Source organism: Escherichia sp. MOD1-EC6021 (assembly GCF_002965245.1).
GTDB classification, from domain to species: domain Bacteria; phylum Pseudomonadota; class Gammaproteobacteria; order Enterobacterales; family Enterobacteriaceae; genus Escherichia; species Escherichia coli_F.
The window spans coordinates 116,755-142,036 of sequence record NZ_PTRU01000008.1 but is presented as its reverse complement, the minus strand read 5'-3'; the positions used below and the strand labels follow the sequence as shown (position 1 = coordinate 142,036).

Sequence of the window (25,282 nt, the reverse complement as noted above, 5' to 3'; positions counted from 1 at the left end):
AAAGTTAAATGCTTTTACCAAAAGTATTGCATTGTGCCGGATCGCCGCTGTCGAAACCACGTTTAAACCAGCTGTAGCGTTGCTGAGAAGTGCCATGAGTGAAACTGTCTGGTACGACTCGCCCCTGACTTTGCTGCAGTAAACGGTCATCGCCGATGGCCTGCGCCGCATTCAGCGCTTCTTCCAGATCGCCGGTTTCCAGAACGCCTTGCTGCTGCATGCTATGCCCCCAGACACCGGCAAAACAGTCGGCCTGGAGTTCCATACGCACAGATAAGCGGTTTACTTCCGCCTGCGTCGCGTTTTGTTGCAGTTGCCGGACTTTCGGCTCGATGCCTAACAGTTTCTGCACATGATGACCGACTTCATGGGCGATAACGTACCCCTGGGCAAAATCGCCATCCGCGCCAAGTTTGTCTTTCATGTCATCATAGAAGGAGAGATCGATATAAACCGTGCCATCCGCCGGGCAATAGAACGGTCCCATAATGGACTGGCCCGCCCCGCAGCCGGTGCGCGTCATTCCACGGTACATGACCAGCTTCGGTTGCTGATAGGTTTTACCCATCTTCTCGAATTGCTGTCCCCAGGTGTCTTCCGTGGTTGCCAGAATCACCGAGGTGAATTTTGCGGCTTCGTCTTCATTAGGGCTAATTGACCGCGTTGATTGTTGTTGGGAAACCGGCTGTCCGGTCATCAATCCGGTTAAATCAACGCCATAGTAGCCTGCAACCAGCACGACTATCAGTAAAATCAGCCCGCCTTTACCGCTTGGCAGACGGAAACCGGGACCGCCCATTGACGGACCACCGGAGCTATTGCGCCTGTCTTCAACATTGTCACTTTCACGTCGCCCTTGCCAACGCATAGATACCTCAACAATATATTCATTATAGAAATGATCGTAGGTGGTTCAGAGGAAGATTACCACAGGAAAGCGGGATGAAATGGCGGAGGAATGAGCGTTCAATGCACATCTTATGAGAGCGGTTGTCTTGCCGTGCCAGCAGCACGGCAAGATGATGAATAGAAAAATCAGTCCAGCTGTACACCCAGGCGGCGGGCAACGGCTTCATAGGCTTCGATCAGGCCACCGAGGCTCTGGCGGAAACGGTCTTTGTCCATTTTCTCCAGTGTTTCTTTGTCCCACAGGCGGCTGCCGTCCGGGGAGAACTCATCGCCCAGAACCACTTCGCCTTTGTACAGACCAAACTCCAGCTTGAAGTCGACCAGAATGAGACCAGCATCATCGAACAGTTTTTTCAGCACGTCGTTCGCTTTGTAGGTTAGCTCTTTCATACGCGCCAGATTCTCTTTGCTCACCCAGCCAAAGGTTTCGCAGTAAGATTCGTTGACCATCGGATCGTGCATGGCGTCGTTTTTCAGGAACAGATCGAACAGCGGCGGGTTCAGCTCAATACCTTCTTCGATTCCAAGACGTTTCACCAGAGAGCCAGCAGCACGGTTACGCACGACACACTCAACCGGCACCATATCCAGCTTTTTCACCAGACATTCGGTATCGGAGAGCAGACGCTCCATTTGAGTCGGGATACCCGCTTCAGCCAGTTTGCTCATAATGAAGTAGTTGAACTTGTTGTTCACCATACCTTTGCGATCAAACTGCTCAATGCGCGCGCCATCCCCTGCTGACGTATCATTGCGGAATTCGAGCACCAACAGGTCCGGGTTTTCCGTGCTGTATACGGTTTTCGCTTTACCACGATACAACTCAGCTTGCTTTTGCATCTTTATCACTCCTGGGTGTGAATTAACGTTTTAAAATCTTTTGCTGTCTGGTGTGCCGGATGTTTTGTCGGATGCGGCAAGAACGCCTTATCCGACCTACGTCCGACAAACAAATTTCGTGCGAATTACCGCTAAAATCGCATTTTTCTGCCGACGCACACGTTTGCGTATCATATCAGAAAAAAGGGCCGGATGACTCCAGCCCTGTATTTTTACTTGCTAAACGCAGCCTGGAAGACAGCTACCAGCGCGTCGTTCTGACTCTGAGTCAGAGTATGACCTTTCGGATCGATGAACTGTAGGCTGCTGCGGTTATCTAAATCGCCAACCTGCAGTTTATAGTCACCGGATGCCAGGCCTGGATCGCTCGCGCCCAGTTCCTGCCAGTCGCTGTCAGACAGCGGCTTGTAAGTTACGGCCATGTTGCCCTGCGAACGGGTGCTGTCGGTCACTTTCATGCCCACTTTTTCCAGCGCCGCTGGCAGACGTTGCCAAACCACATTGAACGGCCCGCGTACGACCAGCATCGGTAAACCGGTGTCATCAGCTGCACTTTGTACGTCCATAGTGGTGGAGGCACGATTTTGCGCAGCGTTCGCGGCGTCAGTGGCAGATTTATCCAGACCGGCGGAAATAACGTTCATCATCTCCGTGCTGTAACGCTGCATGGAAGCCGCGTCTGCAACCGGTTTGCCCGCCTGTTCCAGGTTCAGCAGTTTAACCGTAACCGCCTGCTGATAACCCTGCGGCTTAACAGAGATTTGATAACGACCACGATACTGCTCGTCTTCGTCCAGACGGTTCCATTGTACCCAATCGGTGGTCAGTGTCTGACCAGCATCATCACGTTGGGTGATGGTGTAGTTTTTCGCCTGCAGCACGCTAACCACCTGCGGCCACAGAGTATTGCCACGACCATTTTCCACCAGCAATGAAGCGGTATCGCCCGTGAACTGGGTACGCGCGCCAGAAACCAGTGCCAGCGGCTGGGCTGGTGGACGAATGTCCAGCGCCTTACCGACAGCACCACTACCGTTGGTCACCGGGATTGCGTAATCACCGGAGGTCACCGGCAAAATCATTCCAGCCGGGGCATGAAGCTCCGCAAGCGGTGCTGCTTCCAGGTAGGATTCATCACCACTGACCTGGCGCTTATAGCGTGAGTCAGAACTACAGGCTGCGAGTAATAAAACAAGCGAAACACCCGCAACCTTTGCCAGGCGCGACTTTTGAACAGAGTAAGCCATCAAATCTCCCTAAACTTTACAGCAAACCGGCATGCTTAAGCGCCGCTCTGACCGTCTCACGACCACTGTCGGTGATTGGAGTCATTGGCAGGCGCAGCGTATCGGTCGCCACAAGACCCAATTCCTTACATGCCCATTTCACCGGGATTGGATTGGGTTCGACAAATAGTTTGTTGTGTAATGGCATCAGACGCTGATTAATAACGCGTGCCTCGGCAAAATGCCCTTCTGCCGCCAGTTTGCACATCTGGGCCATATCACGCGCTGCGACGTTAGCCGTAACGGAAATAACCCCATGACCGCCTAATTGCATGAAGTCCAGCGCGCTCGCATCATCGCCGCTCAGCAGAACAAAATCATCTGAAACCAGCTCTTTGATCTGGTTTACACGCGTTAAGTTCCCTGTTGCCTCTTTGATTCCGATAATATTTTTTACTTTCGCCAGACGGCCCACCGTTTCCGGGAGCAGATCGCAGCCAGTACGGGACGGCACATTATACAGAATTTGCGGCAGGTCAGTATGCTCAGCGATGGCTTTGAAATGCTGATACAAACCTTCTTGCGACGGACGATTGTAGTAAGGGGTTACCGTCAGACAGCCGACGATACCACTGTCATTGAAACGCTGCGTCAGGCTAATGGCTTCCGTAGTGGCATTAGCGCCGGTCCCTGCAATTACCGGAATGCGCCCGTCAGCCAGCTCCAGCGTCATCATCACCACATCAGCATGTTCGTCATGATTTAAGGTAGCGGACTCGCCAGTGGTGCCAACAGAAACGATCGCCGAAGTACCGCTGGCGACATGATAATCAATCAGTTTTTTCAAGCTAGCCCGACAGACATTACCTTTTTCATCCATCGGAGTAACAATCGCGACAATACTTCCCGTGAACATGGGCCATCCTCTGTGCAAACAAGTGTCTCAATGGTACGTTTGGTAAGGCATTAAAAGCAAGCAGACAGAACCGTTCTGATTGTTGTATGCATGTTTTTTTTATGCTTTCCTTAAGAACAACTCACCCCTTAAAGGAATAACCAGTTTGACACTGTCATCGCAACATTATCTGGTGATCACTGCGTTGGGTGCCGATCGCCCTGGAATTGTGAACACCATCACCCGTCATGTCAGTAGTTGCGGCTGTAATATCGAAGACAGTCGCCTGGCAATGCTGGGAGAAGAGTTCACGTTTATCATGCTGCTTTCCGGTTCATGGAATGCCATCACTCTGATTGAATCAACGTTACCGTTGAAAGGTGCCGAACTGGATCTTTTAATCGTGATGAAGCGCACGACGGCGCGTCCGCGTCCGCCAATGCCAGCATCTGTCTGGGTTCAGGTCGATGTGGCAGACTCCCCGCATTTAATTGAACGCTTCACGGCACTTTTCGACGCGCACCATATGAACATTGCGGAGCTGGTATCGCGCACGCAACCTGCTGAAAATGAACGGGCTGCGCAGTTGCATATTCAGATTACTGCCCACAGTCCCGCCTCTGCGGATGCAGCAAATATTGAGCAAGCGTTCAAAGCCCTATGTACAGAACTCAATGCACAAGGCAGTATAAACGTCGTCAATTATTCCCCACATGATGAACAGGATGGAGTTAAGTAATGAATCCACTGAAAGCCGGTGATATCGCACCGAAATTTAGCTTGCCGGATCAAGACGGAGAACAAGTTAATTTGACCGACTTCCAGGGACAGCGTGTTCTGGTTTATTTTTACCCAAAAGCCATGACCCCCGGCTGTACCGTACAGGCCTGCGGCTTACGCGATAACATGGATGAGTTGAAAAAAGCGGGCGTTGATGTGCTGGGTATCAGCACCGATAAACCCGAAAAACTCTCCCGTTTTGCGGAAAAAGAGCTGCTTAACTTTACGCTCCTGTCTGATGAGGACCACCAGGTGTGCGAACAATTCGGCGTCTGGGGTGAAAAGTCCTTCATGGGCAAAACCTACGATGGTATTCATCGCATCAGCTTCCTGATTGACGCTGATGGCAAAATCGAACATGTCTTTGACGATTTCAAAACCAGCAATCACCACGACGTTGTGCTGAACTGGCTGAAAGAACACGCCTGATTACTTCGCTCCATTCAGTGCTGGCTGCGCTTGCGGCCAGCACACCTCACTTCTCGTGATCAAGATCACATTCTCGCTTTCCCCTGCGACACGGGTGTCGAATCCATTTATTGCTGAACGTTAATGACCATCATTTTTGTACCGTTCAGAATCCAGTTAACATATAACTTATTGAATATATTAAATTAATCAGACTGGCATCCTTTATGCAATATGAAATGCAATGTTTCATATCATTTTCAAGGAGCCGACATGAACCGCTTTGTGGTGGCCGAACCACTGTGGTGTACAGGATGTAATACCTGTCTCGCTGCCTGTTCGGACGTGCATAAAACGCAAGGTTTACAGCAACACCCGCGCCTGGCCCTGGCGAAGACGTCAACACTCACTGCCCCTGTCGTGTGTCATCACTGTGAGGAAGCCCCTTGCCTGCAGGTCTGCCCGGTCAATGCCATCTCCCAGAGAGATGATGCGATCCAACTCAACGAAAGCCTCTGTATTGGCTGCAAGCTTTGCGCCGTGGTCTGCCCATTTGGCGCAATCAGCGCTTCAGGAAGCCGTCCGGTGAATGCCCCTGCGCAATATGTTTTTCAGGCTGACGGCTCACTCAAAGACGGGGAAGAAAACGCGCCGACCCAACATGCTTTGCTGCGCTGGGAACCGGGTGTCCAGACCGTCGCGGTGAAATGCGACCTGTGTGATTTCTTGCCAGAAGGTCCGGCCTGCGTTCGCGCTTGCCCGAATCATGCGTTACGGCTGATCACCGACGATAGCCTGCAACGTCAGATGAAAGAAAAACAGCGCCTTGCCGCAAGCTGGTTTGCCAATGGCGGGGAGGATCCCCTTTCCCTCACTCAGGAGCAACGCTAATGGATGCCCTGCAATTATTAACCTGGTCGCTGATCCTCTATCTGTTTGCCAGTCTGGCTTCGCTGTTTTTACTCGGTCTGGACAGACTGGCTATTAAGCTTTCCGGCATCACATCGCTGGTGGGCGGCGCGATTGGCATCATCAGCGGAATTACGCAATTACATGCAGGCGTAACTTTAGTCGCCCGTTTTGCCACGCCTTTTGACTTTGCCGATTTAACCCTGCGAATGGATAGCCTCTCGGCATTTATGGTGCTGGTTATCTCCTTGCTGGTGGTGGTTTGTTCGCTCTATTCATTGACTTATATGCGCGAATACGAGGGCAAAGGCGCGGCGGCGATGGGCTTCTTTATGAATCTTTTCATCGCATCGATGGTTGCCCTGCTGGTGATGGACAACGCTTTTTGGTTCATCGTGTTGTTTGAAATGATGTCGCTGTCTTCCTGGTTTCTGGTCATTGCCAGGCAGGATAAAACGTCAATCAACGCTGGCATGCTCTACTTTTTTATCGCCCACGCCGGATCGGTGCTGATTATGATTGCCTTCTTGCTGATGTGGCGCGAAAGCGGCAACCTCGATTTTGCCAGTTTCCGCACGCTTTCACTTTCTCCGGGGCTGGCGTCGGCGGTGTTCCTGCTGGCCTTCTTCGGTTTTGGCGCGAAAGCCGGGATGATGCCGTTGCACAGCTGGTTGCCGCGCGCTCACCCTGCCGCACCATCGCACGCTTCGGCGTTGATGTCTGGCGTAATGGTCAAAATCGGTATTTTCGGCATCCTGAAAGTGGCGATGGATCTGCTGGCGCAAACGGGTTTGCCGCTGTGGTGGGGCATTCTGGTGATGGCGATCGGCGCAATCTCCGCGCTCCTGGGCGTGCTGTATGCGTTGGCGGAACAGGATATCAAACGGCTGCTGGCCTGGAGTACCGTCGAAAACGTCGGCATTATTTTGCTGGCGGTCGGTGTGTCCATGGTCGGTCTGTCACTGCACGACCCGCTGCTCACCGTGGTTGGACTGCTCGGCGCACTGTTTCATCTGCTCAACCATGCGCTGTTCAAAGGGCTGCTATTTCTCGGCGCGGGTGCGATTATTTCGCGTTTGCATACCCACGACATGGAAAAAATGGGGGCACTGGCAAAACGGATGCCGTGGACAGCCGCAGCATGCCTGATTGGTTGCCTCGCGATATCAGCCATTCCTCCGCTGAATGGTTTTATCAGCGAATGGTACACCTGGCAGTCGCTGTTCTCACTAAGTCGTGTGGAAGCAGTAGCGCTACAACTTGCGGGTCCTATTGCTATGGTGATGCTGGCAGTCACTGGTGGGCTGGCAGTAATGTGCTTCGTCAAAATGTACGGCATTACTTTCTGTGGTGCGCCGCGCAGTACACACGCTGAAGAGGCACAGGAAGTGCCAAATACGATGATCGTCGCCATGCTACTGCTCGCGGCTTTCTGCGTATTAATTGCGCTTAGTGCCAGTTGGCTGGCACCGAAAATAATGCACATTGCCCATGCGTTTACCAATACCCCTCCCGTCACTGTCGCCAGCGGAATAGCACTTGTACCCGGCACGTTTCATACACGGGTCACTCCCTCATTACTGTTGCTGTTACTACTGGCGATGCCTTTGCTGCCTGGCCTTTACTGGCTGTGGTGTCGTTCGCGCCGCGCAGCGTTTCGTCGCACAGGAGATGCCTGGGCATGCGGCTACGGCTGGGAAAATGCGATGGCCCCGTCAGGCAATGGCGTGATGCAGCCGCTGCGTGTGGTCTTTTCTGCGTTATTTCGTCTACGACAACAGCTCGACCCTACGCTGAGGCTAAATAAAGGTCTTGCGCACGTCACCGCCAGGGCTCAGAGCACAGAACCCTTTTGGGATGAGCGGGTGATCCGCCCCATCGTGAGCGCCACCCAACGGCTGGCCAAAGAAATACAGCATCTGCAAAGCGGCGACTTTCGTCTCTATTGCCTGTATGTGGTCGCCGCACTGGTTGTGCTGCTAATCGCTATTGCCGTCTAAGGAAATCACCATGAGACAAACTCTTTGCGACGGATATCTGATCATTTTTGCGTTAGCACAGGCCGTGATTCTGCTGGCGCTAACCCCGCTTTTTACGGGGATTTCCCGGCAGATACGCGCGCGTATGCACTCCCGTCGCGGACCGGGGATCTGGCAGGATTATCGCGATATCCACAAACTGTTTAAACGCCAGGAAGTTGCGCCGACATCTTCAGGTCTGATGTTCCGCCTGATGCCGTGGGTATTAATCAGCAGCATGCTGGTGCTGGCGATGGCCCTACCACTATTTATTACTGTTTCCCCTTTTGCGGGCGGCGGCGATCTGATCACCCTTATCTATCTTCTTGCCCTGTTTCGTTTTTTCTTTGCTCTTTCCGGACTGGATACCGGAAGCCCGTTTGCGGGAGTCGGTGCCAGTCGCGAGTTGACGCTCGGCATTCTGGTCGAACCAATGCTCATTCTCTCACTGCTGGTATTGGCGCTGATAGCGGATTCCACGCATATCGAGATGATCAGCAAGACGCTGGCGACGGGCTGGAACTCGCCACTAACCACCGTACTGGCGTTACTGGCCTGTGGTTTTGCCTGCTTCATTGAGATGGGAAAAATTCCCTTTGATGTTGCTGAAGCAGAACAGGAATTACAGGAAGGCCCGCTGACCGAATATTCCGGTGCCGGGCTGGCGCTGGCGAAGTTGGGGCTGGGGCTGAAACAGGTCGTGATGGCATCACTGTTTGTGGCCCTGTTTCTGCCCTTTGGGCGCGCGCAAGAGCTTTCTCTCACCTGCCTGCTGACTTCACTTGTCGTTACGCTGCTCAAGGTTTTGCTGATTTTTGTTCTGGCCTCTATCGCAGAAAACACGCTGGCACGCGGGCGTTTTTTACTCATTCACCATGTGACCTGGCTTGGCTTCAGCCTTGCTGCGCTTGCCTGGGTCTTCTGGTTAACCGGTCTGTAAGGAGCACTGACGGAATATGGAAAATCTTGCTCTGACGACGTTATTGCTGCCTTTTATCGGCGCACTGGTCGTTTCGTTTTCGCCACAACGTCGGGCCGCCGAATGGGGGATTTTGTTCGCCGCGCTGACCACGCTGTGCATGTTGTCGCTGATCTCCGCGTTTTATCAGGCCGATAAAGTTGCCGTCACGTTGACGTTGGTCAACGTGGGGGATGTGGCGTTGTTTGGCCTGGTCATTGATCGCGTGAGTACGCTGATTCTGTTTGTGGTGGTGTTCCTCGGTTTGCTGGTCACGATCTACTCCACGGGTTATCTGACGGATAAAAATCGCGAACACCCGCATAACGGCACGAATCGTTATTACGCATTTTTGCTGGTTTTTATCGGCGCGATGGCGGGACTGGTACTCTCCTCGACGCTGCTCGGTCAGTTGTTGTTTTTTGAAATTACGGGCGGCTGCTCCTGGGCGTTGATCAGTTATTACCAGAGCGATAAAGCGCAACGTTCAGCACTAAAAGCGTTACTTATCACTCATATCGGTTCGCTGGGGTTGTATCTTGCCGCCGCCACGCTGTTTTTGCAGACCGGAACGTTTGCGCTTAGCGCGATGAGCGAGTTACACGGCGACGCACGTTATCTGGTTTATGGCGGCATCCTGTTTGCCGCGTGGGGAAAATCGGCCCAGCTACCGATGCAAGCGTGGCTACCGGATGCAATGGAAGCGCCAACACCGATCAGCGCCTATCTCCACGCCGCATCGATGGTGAAAGTGGGCGTTTACATTTTTGCCCGCGCCATTATCGACGGCGGCAATATCCCGCATGTGATTGGCGGCGTTGGCATGGTCATGGCACTGGTCACCATTCTTTACGGCTTTCTGATGTATTTGCCGCAGCAGGATATGAAGCGGTTGCTGGCCTGGTCGACCATCACTCAACTTGGCTGGATGTTCTTCGGCTTGTCGCTCTCCATCTTCGGCTCGCGGCTGGCACTGGAGGGCAGCATCGCCTACATCGTCAACCACGCGTTCGCTAAAAGCCTGTTTTTCCTTGTAGCAGGTGCGCTGAGTTACAGCTGCGGCACGCGCTTGTTGCCGCGTCTGCGTGGCGTATTGCACACCCTGCCGTTGCCAGGCGTGGGTTTCTGCGTGGCCGCGCTGGCGATTACTGGCGTGCCGCCGTTCAACGGCTTCTTCAGTAAATTCCCACTGTTTGCTGCCGGTTTTTCGTTGTCAGTGGAGTACTGGATCCTGCTGCCCGCCATGATTCTGCTGATGATTGAATCGGTCGCCAGTTTCGCCTGGTTTATTCGCTGGTTTGGTCGCGTCGTGCCTGGCAAACCGAGCGAAGCCGTCGCCGATGCCGCACCGCTGCCAGGATCAATGCGCCTGGTGTTGATTGTACTGATTGTGATGTCGCTGATTTCCAGCGTATTCGCCGCGACCTGGTTGCAGTAAGGAGATGATGAATGACCGGTTCTATGATCGTAAATAATCTGGCGGGACTGATGATGCTGACATCGCTGTTTGTGATTAGTGTCAAAAGCTATCGCCTGTCATGCGGATTTTACGCCTGCCAGTCGCTGGTGCTGGTGTCTATTTTCGCCACCCTCTCGTGCCTGTTCGCCGCAGAGCAACTGCTGATCTGGTCCGCCAGCGCCTTTATCACCAAAGTACTGATGGTACCGTTAATCATGATTTACGCTGCACGAAATATTCCCCAGAACATCCCGGAAAAAGCGTTATTCGGTCCGGCAATGATGACACTGCTCGCGGCGTTAATTGTCCTGCTTTGCGCATTTGTCGTTCAGCCCGTGAAGCTACCGATGGCTACCGGGCTGAAACCGGCGCTGGCGGTGGCGTTAGGTCATTTTCTGCTTGGCCTGCTGTGCATTGTCAGCCAGCGCAATATCCTGCGGCAAATTTTTGGTTACTGCCTGATGGAAAACGGCTCCCATCTGGTGCTGGCGCTTCTTGCCTGGCGTGCACCGGAACTGGTGGAAATTGGTATCGCTACCGACGCCATTTTCGCCGTCGTTGTGATGGTGTTGCTGGCAAGAAAAATATGGCGTACCCACGGCACGCTGGACGTGAACAACTTGACCGCGCTGAAGGGATAATGAAATGAGTTATTCTGTGATGTTCGCTTTACTCCTGCTCACGCCGCTGCTTTTTTCGCTGCTCTGTTTTGCCTGCCGGAAACGGGGACACTCTGCGACTCGCACGGTGACAGTATTACATAGCTTAGGGATCACGCTGCTGCTGATTCTGGCACTCTGGGTGGTCAAAACCGCCGCGGATGCGGAAGAAATATTCGCCGCCGGACTGTGGCTTCATATTGATGGCCTGGGGGGATTGTTCCTCGCCATTCTTGGTGTAATCGGCTTTCTCACTGGTGTGTACTCGATTGGCTACATGCGTCATGAAGTGGCACACGGCGAGATTTCACCCGTTGCGCTATGCGATTACTACGGTTTCTTCCATCTGTTTTTGTTCACCATGCTGCTGGTTGTTACCAGCAATAACCTGATTGTGATGTGGGCGGCAATCGAAGCCACCACCTTAAGCTCGGCGTTTCTGGTAGGCATTTACGGTCAGCGTTCATCTCTGGAAGCTGCATGGAAGTACATCATTATTTGTACTGTTGGTGTCGCTTTTGGTCTGTTCGGTACCGTGCTGGTATACGCCAACGCCGCCAGCGTTATGCCGCAGGCAGAAATGGCGATATTCTGGAGCGAGGTTCTTAAGCAATCGTCCTTGCTTGACCCAACATTAATGCTGTTGGCCTTTGTGTTTGTGCTAATTGGCTTTGGCACCAAAACCGGGCTATTTCCCATGCACGCCTGGCTGCCGGATGCTCACAGTGAAGCGCCGAGTCCGGTCAGCGCCCTGCTCTCCGCCGTATTGCTGAACTGCGCGCTGTTGGTGCTGATTCGCTATTACATCATTATTTGCCAGGCCATCGGCAGCGATTTCCCCAACCGGTTGTTGCTCATCTTCGGCATGTTGTCGGTTGCCGTGGCGGCATTTTTCATTCTGGTACAGCGGGACATTAAGCGTCTGCTGGCGTACTCCAGCGTGGAGAACATGGGACTGGTCGCGGTGGCGCTAGGCATTGGCGGGCCGCTGGGAATTTTTGCTGCGCTGCTGCACACCTTAAACCACAGTCTGGCAAAAACGCTGCTGTTCTGCGGTTCCGGCAATGTACTGCTCAAGTACGGCACGCGCGATCTCAACGTCGTCTGCGGAATGCTCAAAATCATGCCATTTACCGCCGTGCTGTTTGGCGGCGGTGCGCTGGCGCTGGCCGGGATGCCGCCCTTCAACATTTTTCTTAGCGAATTTATGACCGTTACCGCCGGACTGGCTCGTAATCACCTGTTGATTATCGTCCTGCTGTTATTGCTGTTAACGCTGGTGCTGGCGGGCCTGGTACGGATGGCTGCGCGGGTGTTAATGGCGAAACCGCCGCAGGCCGTTAACCGGGGTGAACTTGGCTGGTTGACCACCTCGCCAATGGTGATTCTGCTGGTCATGATGCTGGCGATGGGAACGCATATTCCACAACCTGTCATCAGGATCCTGGCGGGCGCTTCCACTATAGTCCTCTCAGGGACGCACGACCTGCCTGCACAACGTAGCACCTGGCATGATTTTTTGCCTTCAGGCACCGCATCTGTTTCGGAGAAACACAGTGAACGTTAATTCATCGTCAAATCGTGGCGAAGCGATTCTCGCCGCCCTGAAAACGCAGTTCCCCGGCGCGGTGCTGGATGAAGAGCGACAAACGCCTGAACAGGTCACCATTACGGTGAAAATAAATCTGCTGCCTGACGTTGTACATTATCTTTATTATCAACATGATGGCTGGCTTCCGGTCCTGTTTGGCAACGACGAGCGGACACTTAACGGTCATTACGCGGTTTATTATGCCCTTTCAATGGAAGGGGCCGAAAAATGCTGGATCGTGGTGAAGGCACTGGTCGATGCCGACAGTCGGGAGTTTCCGTCAGTCACACCGCGCGTCCCTGCCGCGGTCTGGGGCGAGCGAGAAATTCGCGATATGTACGGGCTGATTCCGGTTGGCCTGCCGGATCAGCGTCGCCTGGTGTTGCCCGATGACTGGCCGGAAGATATGCATCCGCTGCGCAAAGACGCGATGGATTATCGACTGCGCCCTGAACCGACGACTGATACCGAAACGTATCCGTTTATCAACGAGGGCAACAGCGATGCGCGGGTGATCCCTGTTGGCCCGCTGCATATCACCTCCGATGAACCAGGTCACTTCCGCTTGTTTGTGGATGGCGAGCAAATTGTCGATGCTGATTACCGCCTGTTTTATGTCCATCGCGGCATGGAGAAACTGGCAGAAACGCGGATGGGCTACAACGAAGTGACCTTCTTGTCGGACCGCGTGTGTGGGATTTGCGGTTTTGCCCACAGTGTGGCCTATACCAACTCGGTTGAAAATGCACTGGGGATTGAGGTGCCGCAACGAGCGCATACTATTCGCTCGATTCTGCTGGAAGTCGAACGGCTGCATAGTCATTTGCTCAACCTTGGCCTCTCCTGCCATTTTGTTGGTTTTGATACCGGTTTTATGCAATTTTTCCGCGTGCGGGAAAAGTCGATGACGATGGCGGAATTGCTGACCGGGTCGCGTAAAACCTACGGTCTGAATCTGATTGGTGGTGTTCGCCGCGATATTCTCAAAGAGCAACGTCTGCAAACGATGAAACTGGTGCGCGAGATGCGCGCCGACGTGTCGGAGCTGGTAGAGATGCTGCTTGCCACGCCGAATATGGAACAACGCACTCAGGGCATTGGCATTCTCGACCGACAAATCGCCCGTGATTATAGCCCTGTCGGGCCGCTGATCCGTGGCAGTGGTTTTGCCCGTGATTTGCGCTTTGATCACCCCTACGCCGACTACGGCAATATTCCAAAAACGCTGTTTACCTTTACCGGCGGCGATGTCTTCTCCCGCGTGATGGTCCGTGTCAAAGAGACGTTTGATTCGCTGGCAATGCTGGAATTTGCCCTCGACAACATGCCGGATACCCCACTGCTGACCGAAGGCTTTAGCTATAAACCTCACGCATTCGCGCTGGGCTTTGTTGAAGCGCCACGCGGTGAAGACGTGCACTGGAGCATGCTCGGTGATAACCAAAAATTGTTCCGCTGGCGCTGTCGTGCCGCCACCTACGCCAACTGGCCAGTGCTGCGTTACATGCTGCGCGGCAATACCGTTTCTGACGCACCGCTGATTATCGGTAGCCTTGATCCCTGCTACTCCTGTACCGACCGTGTGACGCTGGTTGATGTGCGCAAGCGCCAGTCAAAAACCGTGCCGTATAAAGAGATCGAACGCTACGGCATTGATCGTAAACGTTCGCCGCTGAAGTAAGGACAGAAAATGCTGAAGTTACTGAAAACTATTATGCGCGCCGGAACCGCGACGGTGAAATATCCCTTCGCGCCACTGGAGGTCAGCCCAGGCTTTCGCGGGAAACCGGACCTGATGCCCAGCCAATGTATTGCCTGCGGTGCCTGCGCCTGTGCTTGTCCGGCAAATGCGCTGACTATCCAGACCGACGACCAGCAAAATACGCGCACCTGGCAGCTCTATCTGGGGCGTTGTATTTACTGCGGACGTTGTGAAGAAGTGTGCCCGACCAGAGCCATTCAGCTTACCAATAACTTTGAACTGACCGTCACCAATAAAGCCGATCTCTATACCCGCGCGACGTTCCATCTACAACGTTGCAGCCGTTGCGAACGCCCGTTTGCCCCGCAAAAAACCGTCGCACTGGCTGCAGAACTGTTGGCACAGCAACAAAATGCACCACAAAACCGCGAAATGTTGTGGGCGCAAGCGAGCGTCTGCCCGGAATGCAAACAACGCGCGACGCTGATCAACGACGACACAGATGAACCGCTGGTGGCTAAGGAGCAGCTATGAGTCCAGTGCTTACGCAACATGTCAGCCAGCCCATCACGCTGGACGAACAAACGCAAAAGATGAAGCAGCATTTGTTACAGGATATCCGTCGCTCGGCCTACGTTTATCGCGTCGATTGCGGCGGCTGCAACGCCTGCGAAATCGAAATTTTTGCCGCCATCACACCAGTATTCGACGCAGAACGCTTTGGCATTAAGGTTGTTTCATCACCTCGTCACGCCGATATTTTGTTATTTACTGGCGCAGTCACCCGGGCGATGCGTATGCCTGCACTTCGGGCATATGAGTCTGCCCCCGATCATAAAATCTGTGTTTCCTACGGCGCGTGCGGTGTCGGCGGCGGTATTTTCCACGATCTCTACAGCGTCTGGGGCGGCAGCGACACCATTGTCCCCATTGATGTTTGGATCCCCGGCTGTCCGCCAACACCGGCCGCCACCATTCACGGTTTCGCCGTGGCGCTCGGTTTGCTACAACAGAAGATTCACGCGGTGGATTATCGCGATCCCACCGGGGTGACCATGCAACCGCTGTGGCCGCAGATCCCGCCATCACAGCGTATCGCCATTGAGCGAGAAGCGAGGCGGCTGGCGGGCTATCGTCAGGGGCGAGAAATTTGCGATCGGCTCCTGCGCCATTTAAGCGACGATCCTACAGGAAATCGGGTTAACACCTGGTTGCGCGAAGCCGACGATCCGCGTCTCAATAGTATCGTTCAGCAACTCTTTCGCGTTCTCCGGGGGTTACATGGCTGAGGAGTGCGGGGAAATTGTTTTCTGGACGCTGCGAAAAAAATTTATCGCCAGTAGCGACGAGATGCCGGAACACAGCTCCCAGGTAATGTATTACTCGTTGGCTATCGGTCATCACGTTGGCGTGATTGATTGTCTGAATGTCGCCTTCCGCTGCCCACAGACGGAATACGAAGATTGGCTTGCACTGGTCGAAGAGGAGCAAGCCCGACGTAAGATGCTGGGGGTGATGACCTTTGGTGAGATTGTTATTGACGCCAGCCACACCGCCCTGTTGACCCGGGCATTCGCGCCACTGGCAGATGACGCGACGTCTGTGTGGCAGGCGCGTAGCATTCAATTCATTCATCTGTTGGATGAAATTGTGCAGGAACCGGCCATCTATCTGATGGCCAGAAAAATTGCGTGAGAAGGATTTCTCATTAATAAGGACTGTTGATGGCTATGTCAGACGAGGCGATGTTTGCCCCGCCACAAGGAATAACAATTGAAGCGGTAAACGGAATGCTCGCGGAGCGGTTAGCGCAGAAACACGGCAAGGCGTCTTTATTACGCGCCTTCATCCCGCTGCCGCCGCCGTTCAGCCCGGTACAACTTATTGAACTGCATGTTCTCAAAAGCAACTTCTATTACCGCTACCATGATGATGGCAGCGATGTGACGGCAACAACAGAGTATCAGGGCGAGATGGTCGATTATTCGCGCCACGCCGTCCTTCTCGGCAGTAGTGGAATGGCGGAGCTACGCTTTATTCGCACCCACGGCAGTCGTTTTACTCCCCAGGATTGCACACTGTTTAACTGGCTGGCACACATAATCACTCCTGTTCTGCAATCATGGCTCAATGATGAAGAACAGCAGGTGGCGCTGCGTTTGCTGGAGAAAGATCGCGATCATCATCGGGTACTGGTGGATATCACTAATGCAGTGTTGTCACATCTTGATCTCGACGATCTGATCGCTGACGTCGCGCGTGAGATCCATCATTTTTTCGGTCTGGCTTCAGTCAGTATGGTACTGGGCGATCATCGAAAGAACGAGAAATTCAGCCTGTGGTGTAGCGATCTTTCTGCCTCACATTGTGCGTGTCTGCCACGCTGTATGCCTGGCGAAAGTGTATTGCTGACACAAACGCTACAAACCCGACAACCGACCTTGACGCACCGTGCAGACGATCTGTTTCTCTGGCAACGCGACCCGTTATTACACTTACTTGCATCTAACGGCTGCGAATCTGCGCTCCTTATACCGCTCACCTTTGGCAACCATACACCGGGCGCATTGTTGCTGGCGCATACCTCTTCCACTCTCTTTAGTGAGGAAAACTGCCAGCTACTACAACATATTGCCGATCGCATCGCTATTGCCGTTGGCAATGCCGATGCCTGGCGCAGCATGACCGATTTGCAGGAAAGCTTGCAGCAAGAAAACCACCAGCTTAGCGAGCAGCTCCTTTCGAATCTGGGCGTCGGTGACATTATCTATCAAAGCCAGGCAATGGAAGACCTGCTCCAGCAGGTAGATATTGTGGCGAAGAGCGACAGTACGGTGTTGATTTGTGGTGAAACCGGAACCGGCAAAGAGGTGATCGCCAGAGCGATCCATCAACTTAGCCCGCGACGCGACAAGCCGCTGGTCAAAATCAACTGCGCTGCCATCCCCGCCAGTCTTCTGGAAAGTGAGTTATTCGGTCATGACAAAGGGGCGTTTACTGGTGCGATTAATACCCATCGTGGTCGTTTTGAAATTGCCGATGGCGGCACGTTGTTTCTCGATGAAATTGGCGATCTGCCGTTAGAACTTCAGCCTAAACTGCTGCGCGTATTGCAGGAACGGGAGATTGAGCGTCTCGGCGGGAGTAGAACGATCCCGGTAAATGTCAGAGTCATTGCCGCCACCAACCGTGATTTGTGGCAAATGGTTGAAGATCGCCAGTTTCGCAGCGATCTCTTTTATCGCCTGAATGTCTTCCCACTGGAACTGCCGCCACTGCGCGACCGTCCGGAAGATATCCCTCTTTTAGCAAAGCATTTCACGCAAAAAATGGCGCGCCATATGAATCGCGCAATTGACGCCATCCCGACCGAGGCGCTACGCCAGTTGATGTCGTGGGACTGGCCGGGCAACGTGCGCGAGCTGGAAAACGTGATTGAGCGAGCGGTACTACTGACTCGCGGTAACAGTCTGAATTTACATCTTAATGTCCGACAAAGCCGTTTACTGCCGACGCTAAATGAAGATTCAGCGCTTCGCAGTTCAATGGCGCAGTTACTGCACCCGACGACGCCAGAGAATGACGAAGAAGAACGTCAGCGCATTGTTCAGGTATTGCGAGAAACCAATGGCATTGTTGCCGGGCCTCGTGGCGCGGCGACGCGATTAGGGATGAAGCGCACCACGCTGCTATCACGAATGCAGCGGCTGGGGATCTCGGTTCGCGAGGTGTTGTAATCTGTTTTTGCAGGAGTATGCATGAGAAACAAACTCTCTTTCGACTTGCAGTTGAGCGCCAGAAAAGCGGCAATCGCTGAACGGATTGCCGCCCATAAAATTGCCCGCAGCAAAGTGTCGGTCTTTTTAATGGCGATGTCCGCAGGCGTGTTTATGGCGATCGGATTTACTTTTTACCTTACCGTTATCGCCGATGCCCCGTCTTCACAGGCATTAACCCATCTGGTGGGTGGCCTTTGCTTTACACTCGGCTTTATTTTGCTGGCGGTTTGCGGCACCAGCCTGTTCACCTCGTCGGTAATGACGGTGATGGCAAAAAGTCGGGGCGTTATTAGCTGGCGAACATGGCTGATTAATGCACTTCTGGTGGCCTGCGGTAATCTGGCAGGTATTGCCTGTTTCAGTTTGTTAATCTGGTTTTCCGGGCTGGTGATGAGTGAAAACGCGATGTGGGGAGTCGCGGTTTTACACTGCGCCGAGGGCAAAATGCATCATACATTTACTGAATCAGTCAGCCTCGGCATTATGTGCAATCTGATGGTTTGTCTGGCGCTGTGGATGAGTTATTGCGGACGTTCATTATGCGACAAAATCGTCGCCATGATTTTGCCCATCACCCTGTTTGTCGCCAGTGGCTTTGAGCACTGTATCGCCAATTTGTTTGTGATTCCGTTCGCCATTGCCATTCGCCATTTCGCCCCTACCTCCTTCTGGCAACTGGCGCACAGTAGCGCAGACAATTTTCCGGCACTGACGGTCAGCCATTTTATTACCGCCAATCTGCTCCCGGTGATGCTGGGTAATATTATCGGCGGTGCAGTGCTGGTGATTATTTGTTATCGGGCTATTTATTTACGTCAGGAACCCTAAAAATCAGCCCGGCGAAACAGTTCGTCGGGCTGAAGATTATTCTTGCGCGATTTGCCCATCGGGCCAGGCGTGAATCACGGCTTTGATCAGCGTCGCCAATGGAATGGCGAAGAATACGCCCCAGAATCCCCACAAACCACCGAAGATCACTACTGATAAAATAATGACCAGCGGATGCAGGTTAACCGCTTCGGAGAACAACACAGGTACTAACAGGTTGCCGTCCAGCGCCTGAATGATCAGATACACCGCGAAGCAGCTCCAGAATTCCGTGCCAGCACCAAACTGGAATAGCGCCACGCCAACCACCGGAATGGTCACCACAAATGCACCAATGTACGGAATAAGTACCGAGAAGCCGACCAGCACCGCCAGCAGCAGCGAATAGTTCAGCCCGAAGAGTAAGAATCCCAGCCAGGTGGCAATCCCCACCACGATCATCTCCAGCACTTTCCCACGGATATAGTTGGTGATTTGTTGATTCATCTCCTTCCACACCTGGCCTGCCAGACCACGGTTACGCGGCAGCACCCGGCGAACGGCGTTCAACATTTGCTCTTTGTCTTTCAGCAGGAAGAAGACCATCAATGGCACCAGCACCAGATAGACGGCAATGGTCAGCAAACCGACCAGCGAGGCGAGGGAAATTTTCACCACCGAATCGCCCATGGTGAGCATTCGGCTGCGCATATTTTCGGCCATTGCATCAATAATCCCCGCATCCATTAACGCCGGATAGCGGCGCGGCAACGTGGCGGCAAAATCAGAGAGCTTATTGAGCATCCCCGGCATATCACGGATTAAGTAGATGCCCTGTTGCCAGGCGATAGGCATTACCACGAACGCCATCAATAGCAAAATACCGACGAAAACGACCAATACAATCGATGTCGCCCAACGTCGGGAGCAGCCTATTGATTGTAGGCGCACGGTTGGCCATTCCAGTAAATAGGCCAGCACAATCGCCACCAGCAACGGTGCGAGTAGGCCGCTAAAGAAAAAGATAATGCCAAATCCGGCAACTAAAATAACCAGCAAGGCAATCGCTTCCGGGTCGCTAAAACGGCGGCGATACCATTGCATCAACATTTCGAGCATAAAGACCTTCCCTGAACCTCAAGAGCGGGATTGCGATCCGCAATTGTATCGAAATGTCACAAAAAAGACTTCGCTTTTTATGACGAATTCAGGAAACTGAAAAGTCATTTGAGTGGGCTAATCTTCGCCGTTACACTCAAAGGCGGCGCGGTGGGAACGATATTTCACAGTATCGGTCAAATGACTATCTCCAGAAATACAGGATAGAGGTTATGTTCAGGCAGTTGAAAAAAAACCTGGTTGCAACCCTCATTGCTGCCATGACCATTGGTCAGGTAGCCCCGGCGTTTGCCGATAGTGCAGACACCTTGCCGGATATGGGAACCTCCGCAGGAAGCACGCTTTCCATTGGTCAGGAAATGCAGATGGGCGACTATTATGTCCGCCAGCTACGCGGCAGCGCGCCGTTAATTAATGACCCGTTGTTAACGCAATACATTAATTCGCTGGGGATGCGTCTGGTTTCGCATGCCAATTCGGTTAAGACGCCGTTCCATTTCTTTTTGATCAATAACGACGAAATTAACGCCTTTGCTTTCTTTGGCGGCAACGTGGTGTTGCACTCTGCCCTGTTCCGTTATTCCGATAACGAAAGTCAACTGGCTTCAGTTATGGCGCACGAAATCTCCCACGTCACCCAACGTCACCTGGCGCGAGCGATGGAAGATCAACAGCGCAGCGCACCGCTTACCTGGGTCGGCGCGTTAGGTTCTATTTTACTGGCGATGGCCAGTCCGCAAGCGGGGATGGCGGCGCTGACCGGTACACTGGCGGGAACGCGCCAGGGAATGATCAGCTTCACCCAGCAAAATGAACAGGAAGCGGACCGCATTGGTATTCAGGTGCTGCAACGCTCGGGATTCGATCCGCAGGCGATGCCGACCTTCCTCGAAAAATTGCTCGATCAGGCGCGTTACTCCTCGCGTCCGCCGGAAATTTTATTGACTCACCCGTTGCCGGAAAGTCGTCTGGCAGATGCCCGCAACCGTGCTAATCAGATGCGTCCGATGGTGGTGCAGTCGTCGGAAGATTTCTATCTGGCGAAAGCGCGCACACTGGGGATGTATAATTCCGGACGTAACCAGCTCACCAGTGATTTGCTGGATGAATGGGCGAAAGGAAACGTTCGTCAGCAACGAGCGGCGCAATATGGTCGTGCTTTACAGGCGATGGAAGCCAATAAATACGACGAGGCGCGTAAAACGCTGCAACCGTTACTGGCGGCAGAACCTGGCAACGCATGGTATCTCGATCTGGCTACCGATATCGACCTTGGGCAAAACAAAGCCAATGAGGCGATTAACAGGCTGAAAAATGCCCGCGATTTGCGCACCAATCCGGTGTTGCAGCTCAACCTGGCGAACGCTTATCTGCAAGGGGGGCAACCACAGGAAGCGGCCAATATTCTGAATCGCTACACTTTTAACAATAAAGATGACAGCAACGGCTGGGATTTACTGGCACAGGCGGAAGCCGCACTAAATAACCGCGATCAGGAACTGGCTGCGCGAGCAGAAGGTTATGCGCTCGCCGGGCGACTCGATCAGGCCATTTCCCTGTTGAGCAGCGCCAGTTCGCAGGTGAAATTAGGCAGCCTGCAACAAGCACGTTACGATGCGCGCATCGACCAGTTGCGCCAGCTGCAGGAACGCTTTAAGCCTTATACCAAGATGTAATTCGCATTAAAGGAAGAACCATGACCAAACAGGTAAAAATCTACCATAATCCACGCTGTTCAAAGAGCCGGGAAACGCTGAACCTGCTGAAAGAAAACGGCGTGGAGCCAGAAGTGGTGCTCTACCTTGAGACACCCGCCGATGCGGCAACGCTGCGCGATTTGCTTAAAATGCTGGGGATGAATAGTGCCCGTGAGTTGATGCGCCAGAAAGAGGATCTTTATAAAGAGCTGAACCTGACTGACAGTTCGCTTAGCGAAGAGGCGCTGATTCAGGCAATGGTGGATAATCCGAAGCTAATGGAGCGCCCGATTGTGGTCGCGAATGGCAAAGCGCGAATTGGTCGTCCACCGGAGCAGGTGCTGGAAATCGTGGGTTAAGAAGTGCTCCATCGCTAGTTGAAGCACATTGCCGGATGCGACGCTTGCCGCGTCTTATCCGGCCGACGAATACTATGGGTGCGCATCCGACAATAAACGTCTTGTCTACAGTTTCAGAATCTCTTTTACAAACGGAATGGTCAGCTTACGTTGCGCGGTAATCGACGCACGATCCAACTGATCCAACGTCATAAATAACGTGCGCATCTCTCTGTCGAGCCGCTTCAGCAAGAAACGCCCCACATCTTCCGGCAGTTCAAAACCACGCAAACGCGCGCGTAACTGTAGCGCCTGCAACTTATCTTCATCAGAAAGAGGCTGCAATTTGTAGATCTGCCCCCAGTCGAGTCGCGACGCGAGATCCGGTAATCCCAGATTCAACTGCCGCGGTGGACGATCGCCGGTGATTAACAACCGTGTTTTACCCGATTCCAGAATTCGATTGTAGAGATCGAAAATCGCCATCTCCCACAACTCATCGCCTGCAATACACTCAATGTTGTCGATACAGACCAGCGACAAATGCTCCATACCGTCGAGCACTTCCGGAACAAACCAGGTGCGTTTATCCAGCGGGACATAGCCCACCGCATCGCCACGCTGCGACAATTCCGCGCAAGCCGCGTGCAGCAGATGGCTGCGCCCCGCGCCTTCGCGTGCCCAGAGATAGATGTAACCGCTATGTTCCTGACGCAGCACGTTTTGCAGCGCGGCCAGTAAAGAGGAGTTATCCCCCGGCCAGAAACTTGCAAAGGTTTCGTCGTCAGGAAGATAAAGTGGCAAAGAGAGCTGTGCCGGTGTGTTCAGAGATACCTCAACCAGGATTTCACAAAATCGCGAGAAGTTTACCACAGAATCCCATGATGTTTGAACCGGGCAGCAACACTGCCCGGTCGGTACATTATTTGTCTGTTATATCCGCGTCTTCTGCGTCCAGCACCACTTCTTCAGGGCGCAGCACACTAATCAGTTTGAAGATCAAACTTAAGCCGATACCGACGATGGTCGCCAGCGCCATACCTTTCAGCTCCGCCGCGCCGATGTTTACCTTCGCGCCACTGACACCGATGATCAAAATCACGGAAGTCAGGATCAGGTTCTGTGCTTTGTTGTAATCCACTTTCGATTCGATCAAAACACGAATACCGGAAGCACCGATAACACCATAAAGCAGCAGCGAAACGCCGCCCATCACCGGCAATGGGATCATCTGGATAGCAGCAGCCAGTTTACCGACGCAGGAAAGCAGGATAGCGAAAATCGCCGCCCCGCCGATAACCCAGGTACTGTAAACACGGGTGATCGCCATCACGCCAATGTTTTCCCCGTAGGTAGTATTTGGCGTGGAGCCAAAGAAGCCGGAGATCACGGTCGACAAGCCGTTAGCAAACATCGAACGGTGCAGACCTGGATCGCGCAGCAGATCTTTTTTGACGATATTAGCCGTTACCACCAGGTGCCCTACGTGTTCGGCAATAACCACTAACGCCGCTGGCAGAATAGTCAGAATGGCAAACCACTCGAAGCGCGGCGTATAGAGAGTTGGCAGCGCAAACCAGTGAGCATTAATAATCGGCGTGGTATCGACAATTCCCATTGCGAAAGAGAGCGCGTAGCCCACCAGCACGCCAATTAAAATCGGGATAATTGCCAGAAAACCACGAAACAGCACGGAACCTAAAACCGTGACCGCCAGGGTGGTAATAGAGATGATGATGGTTTTGGCGTCTGGAGTTTGCCCTTCAGCCGGGAGTAACCCCGCCATACCGGCAGCTACGCCCGCCAACTCCAGACCGATGACGGCAACGATTGCGCCCATTGCCGCAGGTGGAAACAGCACGTCCAGCCAGCCGGTCCCCGCTTTCTTCACGATAAAAGAAACCAGGCAGAACAGCACGCCGCACATAATAAAGCCGCCCAGCGCGACTTCATACCCTAACGGCAACAGTAACAATACCGGTGAAATAAAGGCAAAGCTGGAACCAAGATAAGCCGGGATTTTCCCTTTACAGATGAAGAGATACAGCAGCGTTCCTATACCGTTAAATAACAGTACAGTCGCCGGGTTAATATGAAATAAGACGGGCACCAGGACGGTTGCACCAAACATGGCGAACAAATGTTGCAAACTAAGCGGGATTGTCTGTAAAAGTGGCGGTCTTTCACTCACCCCGATAGCACGGCGCGTCATAGTATTATCCTCTGTATTATGTGTTATAGGCGCTTTACTCAAAAAAAAGCCGACTCTTAAAGTCGGCTTTAATTATTTTTATTCTTTATTTCGTACCAAAGATTTTGTCACCGGCATCGCCGAGGCCCGGAATAATGTATCCGTGCTCGTTCAGTCCCTGGTCAATCGATGCAGTATACAGTTCGACGTCCGGGTGCGCTTTTTCCAGCGCAGCAATACCTTCTGGCGCAGCTACCAGTACCAGCACTTTAATGCTGCTGCAGCCCGCTTTTTTCAGCAGGTCGATGGTCGCGATAACGGAACCACCGGTTGCCAGCATTGGGTCAACGATCAGCGCCATACGCTCATCGATGTTAGAAACCAGTTTCTGGAAGTACGGTACCGGCTCCAGCGTTTCTTCATTACGGTACATACCGACGACGCTGATGCGCGCGCTCGGAACGTTTTCCAGCACACCGTCCATCATCCCCAGACCCGCACGCAGAATTGGCACAACGGTAATTTTCTTACCTTTGATCTGGTCGATTTCTACCGGGCCGTTCCAGCCTTCGATAGTTACTTTTTCCGTTTCGAGGTCGGCGGTCGCTTCGTAAGTCAGCAGGCTACCCACTTCGGAAGCGAGTTCGCGAAAGCGCTTGGTGCTGATATCTTGCTCACGCATCAGTCCCAGCTTGTGTTTGACGAGTGGGTGTTTGACTTCCACGATCTTCATACTCTTTCTCCTTTGAGGGGCAGCCACAAAAAAAATCGACGGATTATACCTCCTTTCTTCAAGGCGGCAATATTATTTTCGTTGACTTTAGTCAAAATGATAACGGTTTGAGATAAAGTTATTTTTTATTCAAATGGTTATGGAAGAAGATTATTCCATCCGAAAACGATCCTTTGCCCTGGTACAAGTATTCTTTCGCCGCGCGCCTGGGGAAAAGACGTGCAAAAAGGTTGTGTAAAGCAGTCTCGCAAACGTTTGCTTTCC

General features: G+C 53.0%; 24 protein-coding genes. 16 read left to right on the top strand and 8 right to left on the bottom strand.

The window, feature by feature from the left end; genetic code table 11:
• Window positions 1–4 precede the first annotated feature (4 nt).
• The 4 genes from ypfJ to dapA all read right to left on the bottom strand — a co-directional run bounded on the left by ypfJ (window position 5) and on the right by dapA (window position 3,891).
• The gene (ypfJ, locus tag BEB54_RS11720) at window positions 5–868 is read right to left on the bottom strand and encodes a KPN_02809 family neutral zinc metallopeptidase (protein ID WP_105282197.1); all 864 of its coding nucleotides are present in this window, start codon (window positions 866–868) and stop codon (window positions 5–7) included.
• A gap of 167 nt (window positions 869–1,035) precedes the next feature.
• Window positions 1,036–1,749 carry a phosphoribosylaminoimidazolesuccinocarboxamide synthase gene (purC, locus tag BEB54_RS11715; RefSeq protein WP_001295467.1) on the bottom strand — a complete coding sequence of 238 codons (714 nt, stop codon included), beginning with the start codon at window positions 1,747–1,749 and terminating at the stop codon, window positions 1,036–1,038.
• 212 nt (window positions 1,750–1,961) lie between these two features.
• Window positions 1,962–2,996 carry an outer membrane protein assembly factor BamC gene (gene bamC / locus BEB54_RS11710; protein ID WP_032184860.1) on the bottom strand — a complete coding sequence of 345 codons (1,035 nt, stop codon included), beginning with the start codon at window positions 2,994–2,996 and terminating at the stop codon, window positions 1,962–1,964.
• Between the two features lie 16 nt (window positions 2,997–3,012).
• Window positions 3,013–3,891, bottom strand: a complete 879-nt coding sequence (gene dapA / locus BEB54_RS11705; protein WP_001592471.1) for a 4-hydroxy-tetrahydrodipicolinate synthase — start codon at window positions 3,889–3,891, stop codon at window positions 3,013–3,015.
• Between the two features lie 145 nt (window positions 3,892–4,036).
• On the opposite strand from dapA, the gene BEB54_RS11700 reads away from it, so the two are divergent.
• From BEB54_RS11700 to focB, 14 genes are all read left to right on the top strand, one after another.
• Window positions 4,037–4,609: a glycine cleavage system transcriptional repressor gene (locus BEB54_RS11700; RefSeq protein WP_000176186.1), complete on the top strand. Its 573-nt coding sequence runs from the start codon at window positions 4,037–4,039 to the stop codon at window positions 4,607–4,609.
• Entirely contained in the window at window positions 4,609–5,079 is a 471-nt protein-coding gene (gene bcp / locus BEB54_RS11695) for a thioredoxin-dependent thiol peroxidase (RefSeq protein WP_001068682.1), read from the top strand. The genes BEB54_RS11700 and bcp overlap by 1 nt, the downstream gene beginning before the upstream one ends.
• A 252-nt stretch (window positions 5,080–5,331) precedes the next feature.
• Entirely contained in the window at window positions 5,332–5,949 is a 618-nt protein-coding gene (hyfA, locus tag BEB54_RS11690) for a hydrogenase 4 subunit HyfA (protein WP_001353043.1), read from the top strand.
• Complete coding sequence (gene hyfB / locus BEB54_RS11685; protein ID WP_105277642.1) at window positions 5,949–7,967, top strand: hydrogenase 4 subunit B; 2,019 nt, start codon at window positions 5,949–5,951, stop codon at window positions 7,965–7,967. Before hyfA ends, hyfB begins: the two co-directional genes overlap by 1 nt.
• A gap of 10 nt (window positions 7,968–7,977) precedes the next feature.
• Window positions 7,978–8,925, top strand: coding sequence for a hydrogenase 4 subunit HyfC (gene hyfC / locus BEB54_RS11680; protein ID WP_001353042.1), 948 nt, complete (start codon window positions 7,978–7,980; stop codon window positions 8,923–8,925).
• Window positions 8,926–8,941: 16 nt separating this feature from the next.
• Window positions 8,942–10,381: a hydrogenase 4 subunit HyfD gene (gene hyfD / locus BEB54_RS11675; protein ID WP_000429082.1), complete on the top strand. Its 1,440-nt coding sequence runs from the start codon at window positions 8,942–8,944 to the stop codon at window positions 10,379–10,381.
• An 11-nt stretch (window positions 10,382–10,392) separates the two neighbouring features.
• Entirely contained in the window at window positions 10,393–11,043 is a 651-nt protein-coding gene (gene hyfE / locus BEB54_RS11670; RefSeq protein WP_105277641.1) for a hydrogenase 4 membrane subunit, read from the top strand.
• 4 nt (window positions 11,044–11,047) lie between these two features.
• Window positions 11,048–12,628: a hydrogenase 4 subunit F gene (gene hyfF, locus BEB54_RS11665; RefSeq protein ID WP_105277640.1), complete on the top strand. Its 1,581-nt coding sequence runs from the start codon at window positions 11,048–11,050 to the stop codon at window positions 12,626–12,628.
• Entirely contained in the window at window positions 12,618–14,333 is a 1,716-nt protein-coding gene (gene hyfG / locus BEB54_RS11660; protein WP_105277639.1) for a hydrogenase 4 catalytic subunit HyfG, read from the top strand. The genes hyfF and hyfG overlap by 11 nt, the downstream gene beginning before the upstream one ends.
• Window positions 14,334–14,342: 9 nt before the next feature.
• Window positions 14,343–14,888 carry a hydrogenase 4 subunit H gene (gene hyfH, locus BEB54_RS11655; protein WP_000916074.1) on the top strand — a complete coding sequence of 182 codons (546 nt, stop codon included), beginning with the start codon at window positions 14,343–14,345 and terminating at the stop codon, window positions 14,886–14,888.
• Complete coding sequence (gene hyfI, locus BEB54_RS11650) at window positions 14,885–15,643, top strand: hydrogenase 4 catalytic subunit HyfI (protein WP_000075547.1); 759 nt, start codon at window positions 14,885–14,887, stop codon at window positions 15,641–15,643. The genes hyfH and hyfI overlap by 4 nt, the downstream gene beginning before the upstream one ends.
• Window positions 15,636–16,049 carry a hydrogenase 4 assembly chaperone HyfJ gene (gene hyfJ, locus BEB54_RS11645; RefSeq protein ID WP_105277638.1) on the top strand — a complete coding sequence of 138 codons (414 nt, stop codon included), beginning with the start codon at window positions 15,636–15,638 and terminating at the stop codon, window positions 16,047–16,049. The genes hyfI and hyfJ overlap by 8 nt, the downstream gene beginning before the upstream one ends.
• 29 nt (window positions 16,050–16,078) lie before the next feature.
• Window positions 16,079–18,091: a DNA-binding transcriptional regulator HyfR gene (gene hyfR, locus BEB54_RS11640; protein ID WP_001251519.1), complete on the top strand. Its 2,013-nt coding sequence runs from the start codon at window positions 16,079–16,081 to the stop codon at window positions 18,089–18,091.
• 21 nt (window positions 18,092–18,112) lie between these two features.
• Window positions 18,113–18,961 (top strand): formate transporter FocB, encoded by an 849-nt coding sequence (focB, locus tag BEB54_RS11635; RefSeq protein WP_105277637.1) that lies wholly within the window; start codon window positions 18,113–18,115, stop codon window positions 18,959–18,961.
• Window positions 18,962–18,997: 36 nt separating this feature from the next.
• Here the strand turns inward: focB and BEB54_RS11630 are convergent, their stop codons facing one another.
• On the bottom strand, window positions 18,998–20,059 hold the full coding sequence (locus BEB54_RS11630; RefSeq protein ID WP_000892051.1) for an AI-2E family transporter: 1,062 nt from the start codon (window positions 20,057–20,059) through the stop codon (window positions 18,998–19,000).
• Window positions 20,060–20,271: 212 nt separating this feature from the next.
• On the opposite strand from BEB54_RS11630, the gene bepA reads away from it, so the two are divergent.
• Window positions 20,272–21,735 (top strand): beta-barrel assembly-enhancing protease, encoded by a 1,464-nt coding sequence (gene bepA / locus BEB54_RS11625; RefSeq protein WP_000489667.1) that lies wholly within the window; start codon window positions 20,272–20,274, stop codon window positions 21,733–21,735.
• A 20-nt stretch (window positions 21,736–21,755) separates the two neighbouring features.
• Window positions 21,756–22,115, top strand: coding sequence for an arsenate reductase (glutaredoxin) (gene arsC, locus BEB54_RS11620; RefSeq protein WP_073519558.1), 360 nt, complete (start codon window positions 21,756–21,758; stop codon window positions 22,113–22,115).
• A gap of 105 nt (window positions 22,116–22,220) precedes the next feature.
• On the opposite strand, the gene BEB54_RS11615 is transcribed toward arsC, so the two are convergent.
• The 3 genes from BEB54_RS11615 to upp all read right to left on the bottom strand — a co-directional run bounded on the left by BEB54_RS11615 (window position 22,221) and on the right by upp (window position 25,018).
• On the bottom strand, window positions 22,221–22,922 hold the full coding sequence (locus tag BEB54_RS11615) for a DnaA inactivator Hda (protein ID WP_001307333.1): 702 nt from the start codon (window positions 22,920–22,922) through the stop codon (window positions 22,221–22,223).
• 94 nt (window positions 22,923–23,016) lie between these two features.
• Window positions 23,017–24,306 (bottom strand): uracil permease, encoded by a 1,290-nt coding sequence (gene uraA, locus BEB54_RS11610; RefSeq protein WP_105277636.1) that lies wholly within the window; start codon window positions 24,304–24,306, stop codon window positions 23,017–23,019.
• Between the two features lie 85 nt (window positions 24,307–24,391).
• On the bottom strand, window positions 24,392–25,018 hold the full coding sequence (upp, locus tag BEB54_RS11605; protein ID WP_001295473.1) for a uracil phosphoribosyltransferase: 627 nt from the start codon (window positions 25,016–25,018) through the stop codon (window positions 24,392–24,394).
• Window positions 25,019–25,282: the final 264 nt, after the last annotated feature.

Coding starts and splice junctions, on each gene's coding strand:
- ypfJ (WP_105282197.1), bottom strand. CDS start 868: ATGCGTTGGCAAGGGCGACGTGAAAGTGACAATGTTGAAGACAGGCGC.
- purC (WP_001295467.1), bottom strand. CDS start 1,749: ATGCAAAAGCAAGCTGAGTTGTATCGTGGTAAAGCGAAAACCGTATAC.
- bamC (WP_032184860.1), bottom strand. CDS start 2,996: ATGGCTTACTCTGTTCAAAAGTCGCGCCTGGCAAAGGTTGCGGGTGTT.
- dapA (WP_001592471.1), bottom strand. CDS start 3,891: ATGTTCACGGGAAGTATTGTCGCGATTGTTACTCCGATGGATGAAAAA.
- bcp (WP_001068682.1), top strand. CDS start 4,609: ATGAATCCACTGAAAGCCGGTGATATCGCACCGAAATTTAGCTTGCCG.
- hyfA (WP_001353043.1), top strand. CDS start 5,332: ATGAACCGCTTTGTGGTGGCCGAACCACTGTGGTGTACAGGATGTAAT.
- hyfB (WP_105277642.1), top strand. CDS start 5,949: ATGGATGCCCTGCAATTATTAACCTGGTCGCTGATCCTCTATCTGTTT.
- hyfC (WP_001353042.1), top strand. CDS start 7,978: ATGAGACAAACTCTTTGCGACGGATATCTGATCATTTTTGCGTTAGCA.
- hyfD (WP_000429082.1), top strand. CDS start 8,942: ATGGAAAATCTTGCTCTGACGACGTTATTGCTGCCTTTTATCGGCGCA.
- hyfE (WP_105277641.1), top strand. CDS start 10,393: ATGACCGGTTCTATGATCGTAAATAATCTGGCGGGACTGATGATGCTG.
- hyfF (WP_105277640.1), top strand. CDS start 11,048: ATGAGTTATTCTGTGATGTTCGCTTTACTCCTGCTCACGCCGCTGCTT.
- hyfH (WP_000916074.1), top strand. CDS start 14,343: ATGCTGAAGTTACTGAAAACTATTATGCGCGCCGGAACCGCGACGGTG.
- hyfI (WP_000075547.1), top strand. CDS start 14,885: ATGAGTCCAGTGCTTACGCAACATGTCAGCCAGCCCATCACGCTGGAC.
- hyfJ (WP_105277638.1), top strand. CDS start 15,636: ATGGCTGAGGAGTGCGGGGAAATTGTTTTCTGGACGCTGCGAAAAAAA.
- hyfR (WP_001251519.1), top strand. CDS start 16,079: ATGGCTATGTCAGACGAGGCGATGTTTGCCCCGCCACAAGGAATAACA.
- focB (WP_105277637.1), top strand. CDS start 18,113: ATGAGAAACAAACTCTCTTTCGACTTGCAGTTGAGCGCCAGAAAAGCG.
- BEB54_RS11630 (WP_000892051.1), bottom strand. CDS start 20,059: ATGCTCGAAATGTTGATGCAATGGTATCGCCGCCGTTTTAGCGACCCG.
- bepA (WP_000489667.1), top strand. CDS start 20,272: ATGTTCAGGCAGTTGAAAAAAAACCTGGTTGCAACCCTCATTGCTGCC.
- arsC (WP_073519558.1), top strand. CDS start 21,756: ATGACCAAACAGGTAAAAATCTACCATAATCCACGCTGTTCAAAGAGC.
- uraA (WP_105277636.1), bottom strand. CDS start 24,306: ATGACGCGCCGTGCTATCGGGGTGAGTGAAAGACCGCCACTTTTACAG.
- upp (WP_001295473.1), bottom strand. CDS start 25,018: ATGAAGATCGTGGAAGTCAAACACCCACTCGTCAAACACAAGCTGGGA.